Origin of the sequence: Mesorhizobium sp. M0136 (assembly GCF_040322515.1) — a bacterium.
GTDB lineage: Bacteria > Pseudomonadota > Alphaproteobacteria > Rhizobiales > Rhizobiaceae > Mesorhizobium.
This window is the reverse complement of the sequence record NZ_JAMYTP010000002.1, coordinates 213,714-233,029: the sequence shown is the minus strand read 5'-3', so window position 1 is coordinate 233,029 and position 19,316 is coordinate 213,714. Positions and strand designations below refer to the sequence as shown.

Here is a 19,316-nt window from a genome sequence, read left to right as displayed (position 1 = left end):
TTGGGCTGGCTCGGTCATTTGCCACCTCCGCGGCCGAGCGCCTTCAGCCTGATGTAGTTGTTGACCAGCACAGCCATCAGGATGACGATGCCGAGGAAGACCTTGAACCAGTCAGTGTCGATGCCGGTGTAGAAGATGCCCATCTGCACCAGCCCGAAGATCAGCGCGCCGAACAGCACGCCATAGACGGTGCCGTAGCCGCCGGTGAGCAGCACGCCGCCGATGACGGCGGCGATGATCGCCTCGAATTCCTTGAGCAGGCCGCGCGTGGTGTCGGCGGAGCCCGCCTCCATCACCTGGATGGTGGCAAGCAGCGTCGCCGCGCAGGCGGTGTAGATGAACAGGCTGATCTTGACGCGATCGACCGGCACGCCAACGTTGCGGGCTGCGATCAGGTCGCCACCGGTGGCGAAGATCCAGTTGCCGTATTTCGTCTGGGTCAGCACGTAGCCGGCCAGCGCCGTCAGGCCGAGCCACCAGACGATCGACATCGGAATGCCGGCGACGAACGGGATGCCGTCGCTGCGGGTGGCGATCCAGCCTTGCGCGCCCATCCAGTGGAACAGGCCGGTGAGCAGATGGCCGTTGAAAATGCCGGCCGTCGCCGGATCCGGTGCGCCCTCGAGTATGTAGGGGATCTGGGTGCGGCCGGTGACGGCGCGGGTGATGCCGATCGACAGTCCGCGCAGGATATAGAGCGTGGCGAGCGTGACGATGAAGGAGGGCAGGCGCGTCTTCACCACGATCAGGCCATTGAGATAGCCGGTGAGGATGGCAACGGCGAAGGCGCAGGCGATGCCGCCCCATAGCGGCAGTCCCCAGTACTTCACCGTCAGCCCGATGACGACACCGGCGAAGCCGACCATGGAGCCGACCGAAAGATCGAACTCGCCGGCGATGATGAGGAGTGCTGCCGCGGTGGCGACGATGCCGAGCTCCGCCGACAGCGTCAGGAAGGTCATTGACCCTTGCAGCGAATAGAGGTTCGCTGCGCCCGGCAGCAGCGCAAAGATGATGATCGTCGCAAGCAGCCCACCGGCGGCACCGGCTTCCGGCCGGCGCAGCCACTGGGTCAGCTTGCCGGTGCTGGCCAACCGTTCGTCGGCGCCGGCGGCCCGCTTCGACGTCATGCCGAAGCGGTCGGTCGCCTTCAGTTCACTCGGAGATATCGCCTTGTCTTCCACGACTGCCATTAGGCTCTCCAATCGCTCAAATCGCAATCTTCGAAGGAACGGGAGAGCGCTTGGCGCATTCTCCCGTTCCGTCGGAGCGCTGGCCTAAATTTTGATGCATGTCGTTACCGCAAAACCGCTGCACACTTTTGCGCGACATGCATTAGCGGATGCCCTCTTTGGCGAGCGCCAGGATCGCCTTGGCTTTTTCCGGCGTATCGATGAACAGCGGTCCGGTATAGGCGTTGTTCTGCGGCCAGAAGCCGTGCGTCGCCTGCTCGACCAGATAGATCACCGGCAGATAGCCCATCAGATATTGCTGGGCGTCCATGCCGAAGCCCATTTCGCCAGCGACGACAGAGTCGAGAACCTCCGGGCTGATGTCGAAGGTATAGAGCTTGAGCTTGCCGAACAGTTCCTTGTCGCGGAACATCGGGATCAGCGGATTGGCGGCAGTGGCGCCAAGCGCGAAGACGGCCTGCGTGTCGGGATGTGCCGACAGATAGGCTTCGGTGCGGCGCTGGATGTCTGCGGGATCTGGCGCTACGGCCAGAACCTCGGTGCCGCCGCCGGATGGCTTCAGCCCGTCATTGAGGCCCTGGCAGCGCTGGTCGAGGCTGACATTGCCGACCTCGTGATTGATGCAAACGACCTTCAGCGTGCCTTCCTTGGCCAGCCGCTCGCCGGCCTTCTTGCCGGAATCATATTCGGAAACGGTGCCGACATAGAGCGTCGTGCCGAGCTCGGCGCCTTCCTTTTCGCCGGAATCCAGAACCACCATGGGAATATTGGCGGCAAGCCCGGATTTGACCGATTTGCCGAGTGCATTGGCGTCGGCGATGGAGACGGCGATGCCGTCCGGCTTGGTGGCAATGGCGGCGTCCAGAAGCCGGGCCTGCTCGACCACGTCGAAGACCTGCGGCGCGTAGTATTCGACCTTGGCGCCGGTGAGGGCGGCCGCGTCATCGACGCCGCGCTTGACCACCGACCAATAGGGATCGGACGCCGACCCGTGCACCACGAAGGTGATGCGGACGTCCTTCGGATCCTTGAGGCCCGCGGCATACGCAATGCCTGTCATCAGGCCCGCCGAGAGGAAGGCGCCCAATGCCGCTTTCAGAAGAGTTTTCATCTTATTCTCCCATTTATCGTTGCAGTTCCAATCCCTCTGGCGCCGTTTTCCGGCCGCGACGATCGGCCCACGTCGCGGATCGGGTGGCCGCTTTGCGGGCCTTTGCCGACGCCAATCGCTGTTCGCCCGCATTGCTGCCGCGGGCCGTTGTCGATGATCGCCCGGCCGAGAGCGTGGCGCGAAGCTCCTCGCGCAGCGGCTTCATGCCGATGACGTCGATCGGCTGGGCGGCGAGCCAGTCGCGAAAGCCCTGGTCGCGGAACAGCTCGTACTCTTCGGTGCGGATATAGGCGGAGCGCGGCTCGATCAGCTCGAGTTCACCGGGCGCGTTGCAATGCAGGCAAAAGAACGTCAGGCCCTCGCGCACGCCCTCGATGAGCGCTTTGTAAGCGGGCTCGATCGGCCTGGAACGCGGCCGGCCCCAGGTTGTCTGGATCGCGGCGTCGAAAATGGCAAAGCCGCCGGCGCGGGCCAGCGCCACGCCGCGCTGGAACGCCTCCTCGGTAACGCCGACCAGATTGTCGTTGGGGGAATAGGCGGAGAGCGTCTTGGTCAGCAGCACGGGCAGCTGATATTCCAGCCCGAGCTTGATGTAGATTTCGCAAAATTCCGGCGACAATGCCGCGCCCATATGCGCGTCGAGATGGGTAACGTCGATGCCGGCGCGATAGGCGGTGTCGATCTGGGCGCGAAGCTCGGCCTCGACCGCCTGCGGCACCGCCTTGCGGCGCGTGGTCGCCACATCGGGCCAGAAGAAGCCGAACTCGTCGGTCAGGCCGGCCGCTCGCGACGGCGCGGTCAAGGGCCGCCATTTGTAATGCTGCTTCTCGCTGTTCAGCGTCAGGTGGACGCCAAGGTCAAGGCTGGGGTTGGCGGCGGCGCCTTCGGCCATCTCGAGGAACCAGGGGCACGGCACCATCACCGCGCCGGAACTGCAGACACCCAGCCCGCTCAATTCGAGGAAGGCGCTGTTGGCACCGTGGCACATGCCGACATCGTCCTCGTGGAGCACGATCCGTTTGCTGGAGCCGGCGGCGTTCACGAATGGCCGCCTTCCCGCCGGCATACCGGTTTCGAGGGTCTTCCAAAGTGTGTCCCGTATTTCATGGAACCAACCGTTTGCCCAACTGGCCGGAATGGAACGCCGAAACCCGGCTTTCCGACAGGGCCACTTTGGCGAATTCGGATGGATACGATTTGCCTGCCGGCTGAGACACTTAGCTACCGATTTCCCCAATCACGGTTCAAAACCACTCGTAGGAACCGTCTTTCCGGGCGCAGATGGCTTGGTCGAATAGCGGCGGAGTGGTTCTTTCAAACTGTGCCGACAAGCCTACAGCTGTCCACACCATCGAGCGACCCACATTACCAAATGACTTGGAGGCCTGTCATGTACACCGCCGGCGAAGAGGAAATCGAAGCCATTGCCAGGGTGATCCGCTCTGGCGCGCTGTTTCGTTACGGCAAGGACAGCGAATGCGACCGCTTCGAGGCCCGCTATGCGCAGCATCTTGGCGTCGAGCATTTCGCGCTGGCCGCCAGCGGCACCTATGGGCTCGCCGCCGGCCTGATCGGCCTCGGCATCGGCCCGGGGGACGAAGTGCTGGTGCCGGCGCACACCTATATGGCGACCGCGACCGCGGTGCTTTCGGTCGGGGCCATTCCCGTCATCGTCGACATCGACGAGAGCCTGACCATCGATCCCATCGCCTTGCGGGACGCCATCGGGCCGCGCACCAGGGCGGTCATCCCGGTGCATATGTGGGGCGCGGCCTGCAACATGAATGCGATCATGGACATTGCTGCCAAGCGCGGTCTGCTGGTGCTGGAGGATGTCTGCCAAGGCATCGGCGGCGGCTATGAGGGCCGCAGGCTCGGCTCGATCGGCCATGCCGGCGCCTATTCCTTCAACTACTTCAAGAACATGACCTCGGGCGAGGGCGGCGGCATCGCCACCAGCGATCCGAAAGTGGCGGAGCGGGCGCGCTGCGCCATCGACCCTTGCCATTTCTACTGGCAGGGCAGAAGCGACAGCATCAAACCCTTCGCCGGCATCGGCGCGCGTGCTTCCGAACTGATGGGGGCGATGCTCAACGTCCAGCTCGACCGGCTGGACGGCATCATCGAGGCGATGCGGGCCGAGAAGAAGACGGTGCTGGCCGGTACCCGCCATCTTAGCAGTCTTGGGCTGACGCCGTCGCCGATGAACAGCGCGGACGACGATTGCGCCGCACAGGTGATGTACCTGCTGCCGAGCGAGCAGGCGGCGCAGACTTTTTCGAGGACCATTCCGAGCGTCGTTGCCGGCAAGACCGGCCGTCACAATTTCACCCAGTGGGACCAGGTGCTGATGCATGAAGGGGCGCATCACCCCGCGCTCAATCCCTACGCGCTGCCCGAGAACCAGGGCCTGCGGCTGGATTATCCCGACGACCTCGGCAAGCGCTCGCTCGACATCCTCAACCGCACCGTGATGGTCGCCATGAACCCAGCGCACAGCGATAGCGACATTCAGGACATGATCCACAACATCGACGCGGCGGCGCGGGTGTCGCTGGAGAATGCTTCGCTCGATGATATCGAATTGCGCAAGGCGGCACCGGTTGATCTGCAGAAGTTCGACAGTGTGAACTAGACCAGATCCGGCGCGGTTTGCTACCCTGCGGTCGAATTCCTTGTCCGGTGGCCGGGCGCGGTTTCCGGCCGGCATAACCGGCCGCCAAAAAATCCGCGGGCCCGTGTCGGATAGGCCGGGCTCCGTTCGTCCTAGGGGGCATCGATCACCAACACGGAGGATTAACGATATGCCCGGCACCGTACGGCTGCACCGCGTTCTGACAACAAGCCCGGAGAAAGTCTACCGCGCGTTCCTCGAAGCGGATGCACTTGCGAAATGGCTTCCGCCGAACGGCTTCACCTGCACGGTTCATCACTTCGAGGCGAAAGTCGGCGGTACGTTCAAAATGTCCTTCCGCAACTTCACCACCGGCGACAGCCACTCGTTCGGCGGCGAATATGTCGAGCTCGTGCCCAACGAGCAACTGCGTTACACCGACCGGTTCGACGACCCCAACCTGGCCGGCGAGATCGAGGTGACCGTGACATTGAAGAAGGTGTCGGTCGGCACCGAAGTGAATATCACGCAGGCAGGTATTCCAGACGCCATCCCGGTCGAGGCCTGCTATCTCGGCTGGCAGGAGTCGCTGCGAAATCTGGCGAAGCTCGTTGAACCCGAGATCAACCAGTAAGATAAAGCGCTACCCTGGCGGGTTGGCGTCGCTAACCGGAAACCCAGGGATGGCGCCGTTCTTCCCACCCAACATGCGCCGGAGCCGGAAAGGCGGGATCGGCGAAGCAGCCGACCGCGACGGCGATCCATTCAGGCTTTCGCTCGGGCTCCCAGAAGACGCTCGAGCCGCAGCCCGGGCAGAAATGGAAAGTGACGTGATGGCCGCTCCGAGCCGATCGCCTGTAGGTGCTGGCGTCGCCTTCGGCTTCTACCTTGTCGCGCGCAAAGAAGGCTGCGACGCCGTACGTGCTGCCGGTTCGCTTCTGGCAGTCGAGGCAGTGGCACTGTGCAACCAGTTGCGGGTCTCCCTCACAGGAGATCCTCAGTTGCCCGCAGGCACAGGATGCGGTTCTCATGGCAGTCCTCACGGTCAGACGAATGCGTTGCTCCGCCAATTTCGGCGGTTGGCATGCTTCTGGTTTTCGGGGAGATTCGGCCTTGTGAGTGGCTCCTTGCGTGAACGCGGCGAAGGACCAGGACCGATGCCGCATTTCTAATCGCCTCGGGCGACTGTTGCAACCGCGGTGAACGAGATGACGCGCTTGGCCTAGCTTCTGTCCAACCTTAGGAATGCGGCGCGCAGCGCCAGCACGGCGCGCAGGATCTGGCGCTCGTCCATCGCCGCATAGCCGAGCAGCAGGCCGTGCTCGGGTTCAGTGGAATGGTAGTTGATCGAGATGCCCTGGACGTCGAGCCCCTCCTTGAGGGCTGCAGCGACCACGTCACTGTCCTTGTAGGGCCTGACGAAGCTCGCCAGCAGCTGCATGCCGGAATCGTTTTCCATGACGGTCAGCCATTCCGCCAGATGCTCCTGGCACAGCTTGACGAAGTTCGCCTGCCGGCGGGCATAGAGCCGGCGCATGCGCTTGAGGTGTGTGGCGAAATAGCCCTGCGTGATGAAGTCGTTGACCGTTGCCTGCAGGATCAGCGGCGCGAACTGGCCGGTGATGCTCACTGCCCGATCGAACGGCACCGACAGTTCGCGCGGCACGATCAGATAGCCGATGCGCAGCGCCGGGATCAGCGTCTTGCCGAAGCTGCCGATGTAAACGACGCGGTCGGCGTGGTCGAGCCCGCGCAGCGCCGGTACCGGCCGGCCGCGGAACCGGTATTCGCCGTCATAGTCATCCTCGACGATCCAGGCGCGGTTGCGCTCGGCGATGTCGAGCAGTTGCAGGCGCTCCTCGATGCGCATGATGGTGCCGAACGGCCATTGGCAGGATGGCGTCACATAGATCAGCCGCGGCGGCGGCAGCTCCGGATCGGCAAGATGCCAGCCGCGCCGGTCGACCTTCAATGGTGCTAATTTGGCGCCGCTGGCGAGAAAGGCGCTCTTGGCGCCGAGATAGCCGGGCTCCTCCATCCAGACATGGTCGCTTTCGTCCATTAGCACGCGCGAGACGAGATCGAGCGCTGCTTGCGCACCGGTGACGATGATCACCTGGTCGGCGGTGCAGCTGATGCCGCGCGACAGGCCGATGGTCGAGGCAATGGCCTGACGCAGGCCGGGGTGGCCGGCAAAGGACAGATAACCCAGCAGGCTCTCGTCGCGGCTGCGTGCATTGCGCACCAGAAGGCTTGACCAGATGGTAAACGGAAACGATGCCGTTTCAGGCACGCCGGGATGGAAATTGATGACGCCGGCATTGCGCGGCGGTTGCGGGCCGTTGACGATGGTCTGGCCACGCCGCGACAGCTTTTGCGGCGCTGCCAGTCCGGCGCGCAGGGACGCCAAGGGACGGTTCTGCTGGATCGGCGCCACCCAAGTGCCCGATCCGGCACGTGCCTCGATAAAACCTTCGGCAAGGAGCTGGTCATAGGCGGCGATGACCGTGTTGCGCCCGACCTTCAGATCTTCGGCCAGCGAGCGGGTCGACGGCAGCAGCGTGTTCTGCGGGATCTGGCCGTCAAGGATGAAGCGTCGCAAGGCGCCGTAGATCTGACGATGCATCGGTTCTTCCGAAGCGCGGTCGACCGACATGATGTCGAGGGAAAGGCGCATGTGGTCGGCCACGGCACTATCCCCCGACGAACCGGGCAGCGCGGGCGATCTTTTCCTCGTTGAGCCGACAGACGGTATCAAGCACCGGTCGCCTGGTTTCGGGGCGGACCTCGCGGCTGTTCTTCAGCGCGCGATGCACGGTGGCGGTGCCAAGTTCCGCCTTCTCGGCAATCTCCCGGATGGTGCAAAGCCGTTCCATGCCAAGCGCAGCTTCGAAAGCCATGTCGCTCCTCCTCGGTTGCATCAAGACACGGGCTCCGGCCGGCCTCAAGCTTGAAAGTCGGGGTTTGAAATCCAGAGCGGGGATTTCTGCGATCCGCGCCGCACAGGGAGCAAGGCGGCGCGGATCGCCGGGCGCTTTCGCGTCGCTAAGCCCATCGAGGCGCGCGCCCATTATGTTCCTCCGGCTCGCAATGCGGTCCGGTCAGTCTGCCTGCCGCGTCGCCACTTCGAAGCCGGCTTCGCGGGCGGTGGCGAGCAGCGAGACATAGCCTTTGCTGGCATAGGTCAGCGGATGCGCCTTGGCCGGATCCTGCTCGGCTTCGACAACGATCCAACCTTCATAGCCGCGCGCGGCGAGGGGTTTAAGCAACGACAGGAAATCGACCGAGCCGTCGCCGGGCACGGTAAAAATGCCGTCCATTACCGCCGCCATGAAGCTCATGTCCTCGCGGCGTGCCCGTTCCAGCACCGCCCTGCGAACATCCTTGCAATGGAAATGCGCGATACGGTCGAGATGCCGTTGCAGCAGCGATTGCGGGTCGCCGCCCGAAAACAGGCAGTGGCCGGTATCGAACAACAGGCCAACGCATCGGCCCGTCGCCGCCATCAGCCTGTCGACTTCATCGTCCGTCTCGACAATGGTGCCCATGTGGTGGTGGAAGGCCATGCCGACCCCGAATGCGGCCATGCGGTCGGCGAGGGCGGTAAGTTTCTCGCCATAGGACGGCCAGTCGCTGTCGGCGAGGCGCGGACGCTCGGAGATCGGTGCGAAAATACCGTCATGGCGACCACGCGAGGTGTCGGCATAGACGACGATCCTGGCGCCGAGATCGCGCAGCAGCTTCAGATGCGGAGTGATCGCCGCGAATTCCTCGTCGACCGTGCGGTCGAGAATGCGGCCATCATACCAGCCGGAGACGAGTTCCAGGCCATAGGAACACAGGAGCGGCCCAAGCACTTCGGCCTGGCGCGGAAATTTGCCGCCGAGCTCGGTGCCGCGGTAGCCGGCCTGCGCCGTTTCCGACAGGCAGGTCTCCAGGGGCGTATTCCCGCCAAGCGCCGGAACGTCGTCATTGCTCCAGGTGATGGGATTGATGCCGATCTTGACCGTCATGGCGCCAGACCTTTGCGGGCTTGGGAATACAAGCCGAGCCTGCAGACTGGCGGCAAAGAGGACCCGTCACTAGGTCCAGTTCAGCGGAATTTGGCAGAACCAATCGATGTGAGCGATTCTAGTCTTCCTTTGGGCGGCCAAAAAGGACGCGCAGTTCATCTTTAGCGTCCTCCAGCACCTTCTTCTGCGCCGCCGGCAGGTTCTTGCCGGCGCGGTTGATGTAAAAATTCAGCATCGACATGGCCGATTGAAACGGCCCTGCCTTGCGTCGGTCGCTGCGCTCGGCCGACCGCTTCAGCGAGGCGGCGATCTTCCTTGGATCGTGCGATTCGAAGATGTGTTCCTCGAGGTCCAGCGCGTCGCTATGCTCGGTGACGTCGGCGGACCATTTCCGTTGCGCGGTCATGGCAAACTCCTTCAACTAGGTCGTTGCCGGGAAAACGCCCCATGGTGGGCCGCTGTTCCACTTCGGCCCGAAATCCCTGGAGCCACGGATTTGCCCATCGTGGCGCTGCTCGGCGACGCGAATGCGCCGATAGTGGTCTGAACCGCCGATTCAAGAACTGCGGACAGGAAACGCTCTTGCCCCCAATCGTCTCAAGCCAGGCAGGAAGTTCCGGCATCGACAGTGCCTATGCCTGGATACGTCTCGGCATCTCGATGCTGCTGGCAACGATCGGCGGGGTCGGCATGTGGGCGGTGGTCGTGGTGCTGCCCGCCGTGCAGGCAGAATTCGGTGTCGATCGCGCCGCTGCCTCGATGCCCTATACGGCGACGATGGTAGGCTTTGCCGCCGGCAATGTGCTGGTCGGCCGCGCCATCGACCGCATGGGGTATTGGGTGCCGGCGCTGATTGCCGCGATTACACTTGGCGCCGGTTTCCTGCTGGCGTCGCTGACCAGTTCGATCCTGCAGTTCACCCTCGTCCAGGGCCTGTTGATCGGCGTCGGCTCGTCGGCAATCTTCGGGCCGCTGATTGCCGACATCTCGCACTGGTTCAACCGGCGCCGCGGCGTTGCGGTGACGGCTGCCGCGTCCGGCAACTATCTCGCCGGAGCGATCTGGCCGACAGCGATGCCCTATGTCATGCAGGCGCAAGGCTGGCGCTTCACCTATGCCGCGATCGGTGTCGTCTGCCTGGTCACCATGGTGCCGCTGATCCTACTGCTCCGGCGCGGCGCCCCGCCCCAGGCGGCTCCGGGATCGCCGGGCAGCCGCGTGGTGCAGCCGATCTCCCTGTCGCCGGCGGCCTTGCAGGCGCTGCTCATCGTCGCCGGGCTCGGCTGCTGCGTGGCGATGTCGATGCCGCAAGTCCATATCGTCGCCTACTGCATGGATCTCGGCTACGGCGTGGCGCATGGCGCCGATATGCTGTCGATCATGCTGGCGGCGGGCGTCGTCAGCCGGCTAGGCTCGGGCTTCCTTGCCGATCGCATCGGTGGCGTGAAAACCCTGCTGATCGGCTCGGTGCTGCAATGCCTGTCGCTGTTGTTCTATATCCCTTTCGACGGGCTTGCCTCGCTCTATGTCGTCTCGCTGGTCTTCGGCCTGTCGCAGGGCGGCATCGTGCCCTGTTATGCGATCATCGTGCGCGAATATATGCCAGCCAAAGAGGCTGGCCAGCGCGTCGGCATCGTCATGATGGCGACCATTTTCGGCATGGCGATCGGCGGCTGGATGTCGGGCTGGATCTATGATTTGACCGGTTCCTATGCCGCCGCGTTCCTCAACGGCATCGCCTGGAACCTGCTGAACATTTTGGCCATGGTGCTGCTGCTGTGGAAGGCCCGGCGCAGCGCTGCTGTGACGGCCTGAAGCACGGCGGTACGGGTACAGCCTCTCCGTCCGTCGCTTGACAATAGGCGAAGGCTGCGCGACGCCAGACAGGTGTGGCAACGGGCCAGGTTGGCAGGCAGCAGTGGCAAAGACGCTGAACATCGTCTCACGGTCGCATCTGGGCGGTTGCCCGGCCTCGGAACCAATGCGGTGATCAAGCCGCGCTCGCGCCGCGGCGGCGGCCGCCCGACCATCGCCGACGTCGCGCGCAAGGCCGGGGTCGGCGCCATTACCGTATCGCGCGCCTTGCGTGAGCCGGGGCGTGTCTCGGAAGATCTGCGCCGCCAGATCGAGTCCGCCGTGAATGAGCTCGGCTATGTGCCCGACCCGAATGCGCGGGCGCTGGCTTCGGCGCGCGCCGAGGTCTTTGGCGTTCTGGTGCCGTCGCTTACCAACAACGTCTTTGCCGAAGTGGTGCGCGGCATCTACGACAGCCTGTCGGACGGCCCTTTCCGGATCCAGCTTGGCAACACTCACTATTCCGGCCTCGAGGAAGAGCGGCTGCTGCAGGTGTTTGGCCCGCAACGCCCGGCGGCGCTGATCGTGGCCGGCATCGACCAGACGCCGGCATCGCGAAAATTGCTGGAAACGGCAGGCTGTCCGGTGGTGCAGGTGATGGAGACCGGGCCCGATCCGGTAGACATGATGGTCGGTTTCTCACATTTCGAGGGCGGCAAGGCGGCAGCCGAACATCTGATCGAGGCAGGCTATCGGCGGATTGGCTTCATCGGGGCGCGCATGGATCCGCGTTCGCAGCGGCGCTTGGCCGGTTATCGCGCGGCGATGGAGGCGGCCGGCCTGTTCGATGCGCGGCTTACCACCACCACGCCGGTGCCCTCCAGCGTTACCCTCGGCCGCGAATTGTTCCGCGACGCGCTGGCCAAGGTGCCGAGCCTCGACGGCGTGTTCTGCAACAATGACGACATAGCCCTCGGGGTGCTGTTCGAATGCCATCGCGCTTCGATCGCCGTGCCGAAGACGATCGGCATCGTCGGCTTCAACGATCTCGACATGATGGAAGTGGCGTTTCCGTCGGTCACCAGCGTTCGGACCTATCGTTACGAGATCGGCCGGCGGGCTGTCGCCATGGCGCTTGCGGCGATCGAGGGCAACAGGCCGGAGTCGCGCGTTGTCGATCTCGGCTTCGAGCTCAAGCGACGTGAAAGCACGGCGCGCTGAAGCGAGCTTCAACGCAATGGCGCTTTACACTACGTCATGGTAGCGCTACCAGTTATCCCTGGGTAGTACATCGCTCAGAAGAGCGGAAGCTGTTTATTATACATAAGCGACAGCTCATGCTTGTTTATTATGTATAATATGATAGTTTTTGCGGGACTAGCCGGGCAACAAAGGAGGGGATCGGGTCGGCATTCGGCCACCTGAACGCACAGCGGATACGGCGGGAGGTGCCGGACCGGAAAAGCGCAATTTCATCGGCGTAAGAACAAACAAAACTGCAAATGGGAGGAATATCGATGATCAAGTCACTCGTTGGCGGTATCGTTGCCGCCACTGCTTTTGTCATGCTGAGCTCGTCGGCGATCGCCGAGCCTGAAATCGTCAAGGGGCCATCGGCCGAGCCTGGCTGCTTCGCGCCCTGGTCGGCCGATACGCAGTTCTTCAAGTTCCCCAAAAAAGACGGCCCGTACCGCATCGCTCTGGCCAACGGCTATATCGCCAACACGTGGCGCATCCAGATGGTGCAGACGGCAAAAGCCTATGCAGCGCAGCCGGAGGTCGCGGCCAAGCTCAAGGAATTCAAGGTGGTCTCGACCGGCGAAGACGTGCCGGCCCAGATTTCGGCAATCAATAATTTCATCGATTCCGGCTATGATGCGATCGTCGTCAACGCCCAAAACCCGACCGCATTCGGCCCTGTCATCAAGCGGGCCAAGGAAGCCGGCGTGGTGCTGGTCGCTTTCGACAACATCCTCGACACCAAGGATGCCATCAACGTCAATGTGGACCAGAAGGGCCTTGGCGAATTGTGGGGCAATTGGCTGGTCAAGCACGTGCCGAACGGCGGCAAGGTGCTGGAAGTGCGTGGCGTAGCCGGCACATCCGTCGATACCGACCGCCATAACGGCATCCACGAGGTTCTCGACGCCTCCGGCAAGAAATGGGATGTCACCGAGGTCGTCGGCAAGTGGGATGACGGCGTTGCGCAAAAGGCTACCGCCGATGCCATTGCCACCAACGGCCCCTTCGACGGCATTACCGGACAGGGCGGCGATACCGGCATCGTGCAGGCGATGATCGATGCCAAGCATCCGTTCGTGCCGTTCGGCGGCGAGACGGAGAACGGCTTCCGCAAATTCTGCGCCAAGTTCGCCGCTGATGGCCTGAAATGCTCGTCGGCCGGCACCGGCCCGGCTCAGGTGGCGGTTGCCATCAAGACGGCGATTGCAGCACTTGAAGGCCAGGTCGTGCCGCAAGCGATCAAGCTGCCGCTGGCTATCGTCGAGGATCCGAACTTCAAGGAAGGCCAGGACTACTTCCCCGACCAGTCCGACAATTTCTTCGTCGGCAATTCCTTCCCGACCTGCGGCATCAATTTCACGGCGCAGGAAATCATGGGCCAGAGCAAGGAAAACCAGTAAGCTCCGACAGCCCGACGCCGCGGGAGATCCCGCGGCGTCGGCGCTCGACATCCTGATTGCCAAGCGCCTGGGGAGGGCCGATGGACGGTGCGGTTCCGCTCTTCCGCATGGAAGGCATATCCAAGCGCTATGGTGGCGTGCGCGCGCTGGAGAAGGCCGAACTGTCGGTCACTCCAGGCAGCATCCACGCCATCCTCGGCGAGAACGGCGCCGGCAAATCGACGCTGATCAAGGTCATGGCGGGGGTCGTCGCGGCCGACGAGGGCCGCATGATGCTGGACGGAAACGAAGTGAGCTTCGCTTCGCCTGCCGCCGCCAACCAGGCCGGCATCGTCTGCATCTTCCAGGAACTGTCACTCGTCCCCGAACTCAGCGTCGCCGACAACATCGTCATTTCCGATCCGCCGAAGCGTTTCGGCATGATCGACCGCAAGGCGCAGCGCCGCGTCGCCGAAGATGCCCTGGCTCGCGCCGGCGCGTCCGATATCCATCCGCTGGCGCTGGTCAAGGATCTTCCTCTTTCAAGAAGGCAGATGGTCGAGATCGCCAAGGCACTGGCGCGCAAGCCGCGCATCCTGATCCTCGACGAGGCGACCTCGGCGCTGACCGCGGCCGACGTCGCCAGGGTTTTCGCCGTGTTGAAGCGGCTGCGTTCGGAAGGGCTGGCGCTGCTCTACATCTCGCACCGTATGAACGAGATCGCCGAGCTGGCCGACCAGTGCACGGTGTTCCGCAATGGCCGCAATGTCGCCAGCTACGCGGCCGGCACCAAGAGCGACAACGAGGTCGTCGAACTGATGATCGGGCGCGAATACAGCCACATCTTTCCGCCCAAACCCGCGCGGGCGGCTGCCGCAGCCACGCCGGTTCTAGAGGCGCGCAGCCTGTCCTGGACGGATCGGCTGCACGATGTCTCGCTATCGGTCGGGGCGGGCGAGGTGGTCGGGCTCGGCGGCCTCGACGGCCAGGGCCAGCGCGAATTGCTGCTCGCCTTCTTCGGTGTGCTGCGTGGCCTGTCGGGCCAGATCCTGATCGACGGCAGGCCGGTGGCGATCGCCAGTCCGGCCGCGGCGCGTGACGACCGGATCGGCATGGCGCTGATCCCGGAGGATCGCAAGACGGAAGGGTTGATGCTGCCGATGACGGTGCGCGAAAATCTCTCCTTCGCCGCCCTCGACCGGCTGTCCAGGGCCGGCATCATCGATCGCCCCGCCGAGCAGCGGCTGATCGACGACATGGTCGGTCTCCTGGCGATCAAGACGGCCGGCCTCGACATTCCGGTCGGCGCGCTATCCGGCGGCAACCAGCAGAAGGTCGTCATCGCCAAATGGCTGATGCGGCAGCCGCGCATCATTCTGCTCAACGACCCGACGCGCGGCATCGATGTCGGCACCAAGCAGGAGCTGTACCAGTTGATGCGCAAGCTTGCCGACCAAGGTGCGGCGATCCTGTTCTATTCGACCGACTATGACGAGCTGATCGGCTGCTGCGACCGAGTGCTGGTGCTCTATGACGGCGCGGTCAAGCGCGAACTGGTCGGCGCCGAAATCACCGAGAGGGCGCTGATTGCCAGCGCGCTCAACATTCACGAAGAGATGCCAAGGCAAGGAGCGGACGCGTGAAGGATTGGCGCTATTGGCTCGCCGAACAGCGCGGAACGCTGCTGGCGTTCGGCATCTTCGTTGTCATGTTCATCATTTACACCTCGAACCATCCGGCGGGCTTCACCGCCAATGTCGTGCAGACGGCGTCGAACAAGGGCGTGCTGCTCGCCTTCGTTGCGATGGCGCAGACGCTGGTGGTGATCACCGCCGGCATCGACCTCTCCGTCGGCATGATCTTCACCCTGACCAATTGCCTGGCCTCGTGGCTGGTCGTCGGCACCGGTCTCGAGACCGCCTTCGGCGTCATCGCCGTGCTCGGCACCGGGCTGCTGTGCGGGGCAATCAACGGCGCCATCGTCATCTATGGACGCCTGCAGCCGATCGTCGCCACCATTGCCACCGGTGCGGTCTATTTCGGCATCGCCCTGCTGCTTCGGCCGTTTCCGGGCGGCTCGGTCAATGAAGGGCTCGCCGATGCGCTGACCGGGCGCCTATTTGGTATTGTGCCGGCGAGCCTGGTGACGCTGCTGGCGGTCGTGCTCGTTGTCTGGGTGCCGTTCAGCCGGTCGGTGCTCGGCCGCGCCGCTTATGCGGCCGGCTCCTCGGAGATGGCGGCCTACATGTCCGGCGTGCCGATCCGGCGTGGAAAGTTCGCCGCCTATACGCTTGCCGGGCTGCTGGCCGCGATCGGCGGGCTGTTCCTGACGTTCTTCACCTATACCGGCGATGCGGCCTATGCCAGCGGCAATGCCTATACGCTGTTTTCGATTGCCGCGGTCGTGCTTGGCGGCGTGTCGCTGTTCGGCGGCAAGGGCAGCGCCATCGGCGCGATCTTCGGCGCTCTTGCCTTCCGCACCATCGGCGACCTGCTGTTCGTCTTCGATTTCGATCCGCTCTGGCAGCCCCTGTTCCAGGGCGTCATCCTGCTGATCGCGGTCAGCCTCGGCGCCTTCGCCCTGTTTCGGGTCCGCAACCGGCTGGAGTGGTTCCTGTGAGCGAAACGACTGTGAGTGGTCTCGCCGGCCGCATGCCGAAATTCCTCCGCCGCGCCGACCCTGCGGTGCTGACGGCGTTCGCCTGTATCGTGCTGCTGTTGTTCCTCGGCAGCCTCTATTCGCGCAGCTTCCTGTCGCCTGAATACCTTTTGCAGCAGCTCAAGGTGGCGTCGTTTCTCGGCGTCATCGCCACCGGCATGATGCTGGTCATCCTGCTCGGCCAGATCGACCTGTCGGTACCCTGGTCGGTGGCGGCCGGCGCGATGATGGCCTGCGCCGCGGCCGCTTATGGGCCGGTCGGTGTGGCGCTTGCCATTCCGTTCGGCATCTTCTGCGGTGTTCTGATCGGCATCGTCAACGGCATCGGCGTCGCCTATCTGCGCATTCCCTCGATGATCATCACGCTTGCCACCAACGCCGTCGCGCAGGGGCTGATGGTGGTCTACACGGGCGGTTTCTCGCCGCAGGATTCGGCGACCGGTGCGATGCGCTATCTGGCGACCGGCTTTGCCGTTCCTGGCGTGCCCAACGCCGTGCTCATCTGGGCACTGATCGGCGCCGCAATGGTGTTCGTGCTGACCCGCACCGGCTTCGGCCGCACCGTCTATGGCATCGGCAACCGCGAGCGTGCCGCCTATCTTTCCGGCATCGACACGAGGCGCGTGGTGATGATCGCCTTTGCGGTTTCGGGCGGGCTCTCCGCCTTCGGCGGCGTGCTTTTGGCCGGCTATGCCTCCAAGGCGGCACAGTCGATGGGCGACGCCTATCTTCTGCCGTCGATAGCAGCGGTGGTGCTCGGCGGCACCTCGATCCTCGGTGGGCGCGGTTCCTATCTCGGCACCGTCGCCGGCGTGATCCTGATCACGCTTTTGCAATCCATTCTTTCCGTCATGCAGATGCCGGAGGCGGGACGGCAGATCATCTATGGCGTCGTCATCGTCGCCATGCTGCTGCTCTATGGCCGCGCGCCGGCAAGCCGCTGACCTGCATGACCGGGAAAGACGTGGCATATAGACCGGCGAGCACTGTTCGAACGTTGCCTGCCGTCGTGGTGATGGGCGTTGCCGGCTGCGGCAAGTCGGTCATCGGCGAAGCGCTTGCAGCGGCATTGGGCGCGCTCTTTATCGAAGGCGACAGGCTGCATCCGCCCGAAAACGTCGCGCGCATGGCGAGCGGGCAGCCGCTTACCGACGCGCTGCGCGAGGGCTGGCTCGACGCGATCGGCCAGCGTATGGCAGCGTCGGTCGCAAGCGGGCGAGGTGTGGTCGCCGCCTGCTCGGCGCTGAAGCGCAGTTATCGTGATCGCCTGCGCGGCTTTTGCGTGGATATCGTTTTCGTTTACCTTGAGATCGACCCGGCAACGGCGAAACAGCGCGTAGGCAGTCGCAAGGGTCATTTCATGCCGGCAAGCCTGGTCGACAGCCAGTTCGCCACGCTTGAGGCGCCAGCGGCGGACGAGGCGGCAATGACCTTGGATGGCACGCGTCCGGTCGCCGACACCGTCGCGACCGCCTTGAGCCTGCTCGCGCGCTAGATTTGCGACGTCAGTTCGACCGGGAAATCGTCATTGTCGGCGTCGCGCATGGCGGCGAGGCTGCGGTTGTCGAGCACCTCGGCGATCGCCTGACGCACCTCCAGCATCATGTGCCGGACCTGGCAGGTCGCCTCGTCGCAATCCTCGCAACGCTGGTATTGCGTGCGGCTGGCGCAGGGGATCGGCGCCAGCGGCCCGTCGAGGACGCGCACGACATGGCCGATCTTGATCTCGGAAGCCGGCCGGGCGAGGCGGTAACCGCCTTCCTTGCCCTTGCGGCTCTGGACGAAGCCGGCGTTGCGCAACTCGCCCAGGATGGCATCGAGGAATTTCTTCGGGATGTTGTTGGCGACCGCGATGTCATTGACGAATGCGAGCTGGCCGACTGGCAGGCCCGACAGATGCACGAGGGCCTTGAGGCCGTATTTGCCTTTTTTGGTAAGCATGCCCGAACCAACCCATAAAGCCCCAACCACCCGCATCTGGCGGCTGTTTGTGTGCAAATAATGACGGTTTGGCCGTGCGATGCCGTTCGCGCAGACAGGCCGCCCGACGACATATTGCGCGCAAACGCGTTGATTCTTCGTAACGTTTTGGCGGGCGGGCGGTCCGGAACGTGCGGAAGCTGCAATTTCGGCGGGCAAAGTGAAGGAAAAGCCGGCAAGCGCCGGCTTTCAATGAGTTGGCGACCTCAGCGGCTGCCGTAAGTCTGGTCGAGCAGGCCGCCCGCTGCAAAATGCTCGGCCTGGACCTTGGCCCAGCCGCCGAAGACCTCCTCCACCGTCAGCAGCCGGACGTCGGGAAACTCAGCCTTGTATTTGGCGGCGACCGCCGGGTCGCGGGCCCGCAGGCCGTTGCGGGCGGCGATGTCCTGGCCCTCCGGCGTATAGAGGAAGTCGAGATAAGTCTTGGCGAGATCGCGCGTGCCATGCTCGTCTGCGACCGTATCGACGATCGCCACCGGAAATTCGGCCAACAGACTGACCGAAGGCGTCACCTGCTCGAATTTGTCCTCGCCATACTCCTTGCGGACGCCGCGCGTTTCCGACTCGAAGGTGATCAGCACATCGCCGATCTCGCGCTGCACGAAGGTGGTGGTCGCGGCGCGTCCGCCGCTGTCGAAGACCGGCACATTGTTGAACAGCTTGGTGACGAACTCCTTCACCTTGGCATCGTCGCCCTTGAAGGCTTCCTTGGCGTAGGCGGTGGCCGCGAGATAGGTGTAGCGCGCATTGCCCGATGTTTTCGGATTAGGGAAGATCACCTGGACGTCGTCACGCACGAGGTCGTTCCAATCCTTGATGTGCTTCGGATTGCCGGCGCGCACCAGGAAGGAGGGCAGCGAATAGAAAGGCGAGGCGTTGTCCGGAAAGTCCTTCTGCCAGTCGGCGGAGATGAGGCCCTTCTTGACCAGGAAGTCGATGTCGATGACCTGGTTGAACGTGACCACGTCGGCGCCGAGACCTTCGGCGATGGCGCGCGCCTGCGCCGAAGTTCCGGCATGCGACTGATCGATGGTGACGCCGGGGTGCCCGGCGACGAACGCTTTGTTGACCTGCGCAAACAGTTCGCGGCCGACATCGTAAGAGGCGTTCAGCAATCTGTCGGCCGACCAGGCTTGGGAGGATGCGAGGACCAGGCCGGCCAATGTGGCGACGCCAAGCAAAAATCGCTTCATGAAAATAGGGCTCCAATGCGGTACGCTTATTGCCGGACCATAGCGGCAAGGCCTCGTGCGCGACGAGGCACGCAGAGCGGCCCCTCGACGTTATCGCGAGAAAAAGTAGTCCCGCTGTGGGCGATTTCTAGTTTTTTC

Annotated in this window: 19 protein-coding genes; 9 read left to right on the top strand and 10 right to left on the bottom strand. The window is 63.7% G+C overall.

Annotation, left to right across the window (positions count from 1 at the left end; translation table 11 throughout):
• Positions 1–14 precede the first annotated feature (14 nt).
• The 3 genes from NKJ35_RS02915 to NKJ35_RS02905 all read right to left on the bottom strand — a co-directional run bounded on the left by NKJ35_RS02915 (position 15) and on the right by NKJ35_RS02905 (position 3,346).
• Positions 15–1,130, bottom strand: a complete 1,116-nt coding sequence (locus tag NKJ35_RS02915; RefSeq protein WP_352491125.1) for an ABC transporter permease — start codon at positions 1,128–1,130, stop codon at positions 15–17.
• Between the two features lie 205 nt (positions 1,131–1,335).
• Positions 1,336–2,304 carry a rhizopine catabolism ABC transporter substrate-binding protein gene (locus NKJ35_RS02910; protein ID WP_352644847.1) on the bottom strand — a complete coding sequence of 323 codons (969 nt, stop codon included), beginning with the start codon at positions 2,302–2,304 and terminating at the stop codon, positions 1,336–1,338.
• Between the two features lie 13 nt (positions 2,305–2,317).
• The gene (locus tag NKJ35_RS02905) at positions 2,318–3,346 is read right to left on the bottom strand and encodes a polysaccharide deacetylase family protein (protein ID WP_352644845.1); all 1,029 of its coding nucleotides are present in this window, start codon (positions 3,344–3,346) and stop codon (positions 2,318–2,320) included.
• Positions 3,347–3,694: 348 nt separating this feature from the next.
• Between NKJ35_RS02905 and NKJ35_RS02900 the strand changes: the two genes are divergently transcribed.
• Positions 3,695–4,939 (top strand): DegT/DnrJ/EryC1/StrS family aminotransferase, encoded by a 1,245-nt coding sequence (locus NKJ35_RS02900; protein WP_352644843.1) that lies wholly within the window; start codon positions 3,695–3,697, stop codon positions 4,937–4,939.
• 169 nt (positions 4,940–5,108) lie between these two features.
• A complete protein-coding gene (locus NKJ35_RS02895; RefSeq protein ID WP_023675820.1) occupies positions 5,109–5,552 on the top strand; it encodes an SRPBCC family protein in 444 nt (147 codons plus the stop codon).
• Between the two features lie 31 nt (positions 5,553–5,583).
• Here NKJ35_RS02895 and NKJ35_RS02890 read toward each other — a convergent pair whose 3' ends face one another.
• From NKJ35_RS02890 to NKJ35_RS02870, 5 genes are all read right to left on the bottom strand, one after another.
• Positions 5,584–5,949: a GFA family protein gene (locus NKJ35_RS02890; RefSeq protein ID WP_352644841.1), complete on the bottom strand. Its 366-nt coding sequence runs from the start codon at positions 5,947–5,949 to the stop codon at positions 5,584–5,586.
• Positions 5,950–6,140: 191 nt separating this feature from the next.
• A complete protein-coding gene (gene mocR / locus NKJ35_RS02885) occupies positions 6,141–7,607 on the bottom strand; it encodes a rhizopine catabolism transcriptional regulator MocR (protein WP_352644839.1) in 1,467 nt (488 codons plus the stop codon).
• Between the two features lie 4 nt (positions 7,608–7,611).
• Positions 7,612–7,818, bottom strand: coding sequence for a LacI family DNA-binding transcriptional regulator (locus tag NKJ35_RS02880; RefSeq protein ID WP_352644837.1), 207 nt, complete (start codon positions 7,816–7,818; stop codon positions 7,612–7,614).
• 201 nt (positions 7,819–8,019) lie between these two features.
• A complete protein-coding gene (gene iolE / locus NKJ35_RS02875) occupies positions 8,020–8,931 on the bottom strand; it encodes a myo-inosose-2 dehydratase (RefSeq protein WP_352644835.1) in 912 nt (303 codons plus the stop codon).
• A 118-nt stretch (positions 8,932–9,049) separates the two neighbouring features.
• Entirely contained in the window at positions 9,050–9,337 is a 288-nt protein-coding gene (locus NKJ35_RS02870) for a DUF3175 domain-containing protein (protein WP_254819078.1), read from the bottom strand.
• Positions 9,338–9,513: 176 nt separating this feature from the next.
• Here NKJ35_RS02870 and NKJ35_RS02865 point away from each other — a divergent pair, with 176 nt between their 5' ends.
• From NKJ35_RS02865 to NKJ35_RS02835, 7 genes are all read left to right on the top strand, one after another.
• The gene (locus NKJ35_RS02865) at positions 9,514–10,746 is read left to right on the top strand and encodes an MFS transporter (RefSeq protein WP_352644833.1); all 1,233 of its coding nucleotides are present in this window, start codon (positions 9,514–9,516) and stop codon (positions 10,744–10,746) included.
• Positions 10,747–10,917: 171 nt separating this feature from the next.
• The gene (gene gntR, locus NKJ35_RS02860; RefSeq protein WP_254819076.1) at positions 10,918–11,946 is read left to right on the top strand and encodes an HTH-type transcriptional regulator GntR; all 1,029 of its coding nucleotides are present in this window, start codon (positions 10,918–10,920) and stop codon (positions 11,944–11,946) included.
• A gap of 296 nt (positions 11,947–12,242) precedes the next feature.
• The gene (locus NKJ35_RS02855; protein ID WP_352644830.1) at positions 12,243–13,367 is read left to right on the top strand and encodes a sugar ABC transporter substrate-binding protein; all 1,125 of its coding nucleotides are present in this window, start codon (positions 12,243–12,245) and stop codon (positions 13,365–13,367) included.
• 80 nt (positions 13,368–13,447) lie between these two features.
• Positions 13,448–14,989: a sugar ABC transporter ATP-binding protein gene (locus tag NKJ35_RS02850; protein WP_352644829.1), complete on the top strand. Its 1,542-nt coding sequence runs from the start codon at positions 13,448–13,450 to the stop codon at positions 14,987–14,989.
• Entirely contained in the window at positions 14,986–15,966 is a 981-nt protein-coding gene (locus NKJ35_RS02845) for an ABC transporter permease (protein ID WP_352475436.1), read from the top strand. The genes NKJ35_RS02850 and NKJ35_RS02845 overlap by 4 nt, the downstream gene beginning before the upstream one ends.
• Positions 15,963–16,949 (top strand): ABC transporter permease, encoded by a 987-nt coding sequence (locus NKJ35_RS02840; protein WP_292658927.1) that lies wholly within the window; start codon positions 15,963–15,965, stop codon positions 16,947–16,949. The genes NKJ35_RS02845 and NKJ35_RS02840 overlap by 4 nt, the downstream gene beginning before the upstream one ends.
• Positions 16,950–17,020: 71 nt before the next feature.
• Positions 17,021–17,500 carry a gluconokinase gene (locus tag NKJ35_RS02835; RefSeq protein WP_352645039.1) on the top strand — a complete coding sequence of 160 codons (480 nt, stop codon included), beginning with the start codon at positions 17,021–17,023 and terminating at the stop codon, positions 17,498–17,500.
• Here NKJ35_RS02835 and NKJ35_RS02830 read toward each other — a convergent pair.
• The gene (locus NKJ35_RS02830; protein ID WP_006202816.1) at positions 17,497–17,946 is read right to left on the bottom strand and encodes an RrF2 family transcriptional regulator; all 450 of its coding nucleotides are present in this window, start codon (positions 17,944–17,946) and stop codon (positions 17,497–17,499) included. The two genes, NKJ35_RS02835 and NKJ35_RS02830, sit on opposite strands and share 4 nt — an antisense overlap.
• Before the next feature lie 245 nt (positions 17,947–18,191).
• Positions 18,192–19,178: a sulfate ABC transporter substrate-binding protein gene (locus NKJ35_RS02825; protein WP_352644827.1), complete on the bottom strand. Its 987-nt coding sequence runs from the start codon at positions 19,176–19,178 to the stop codon at positions 18,192–18,194.
• Positions 19,179–19,316 lie beyond the last annotated feature (138 nt).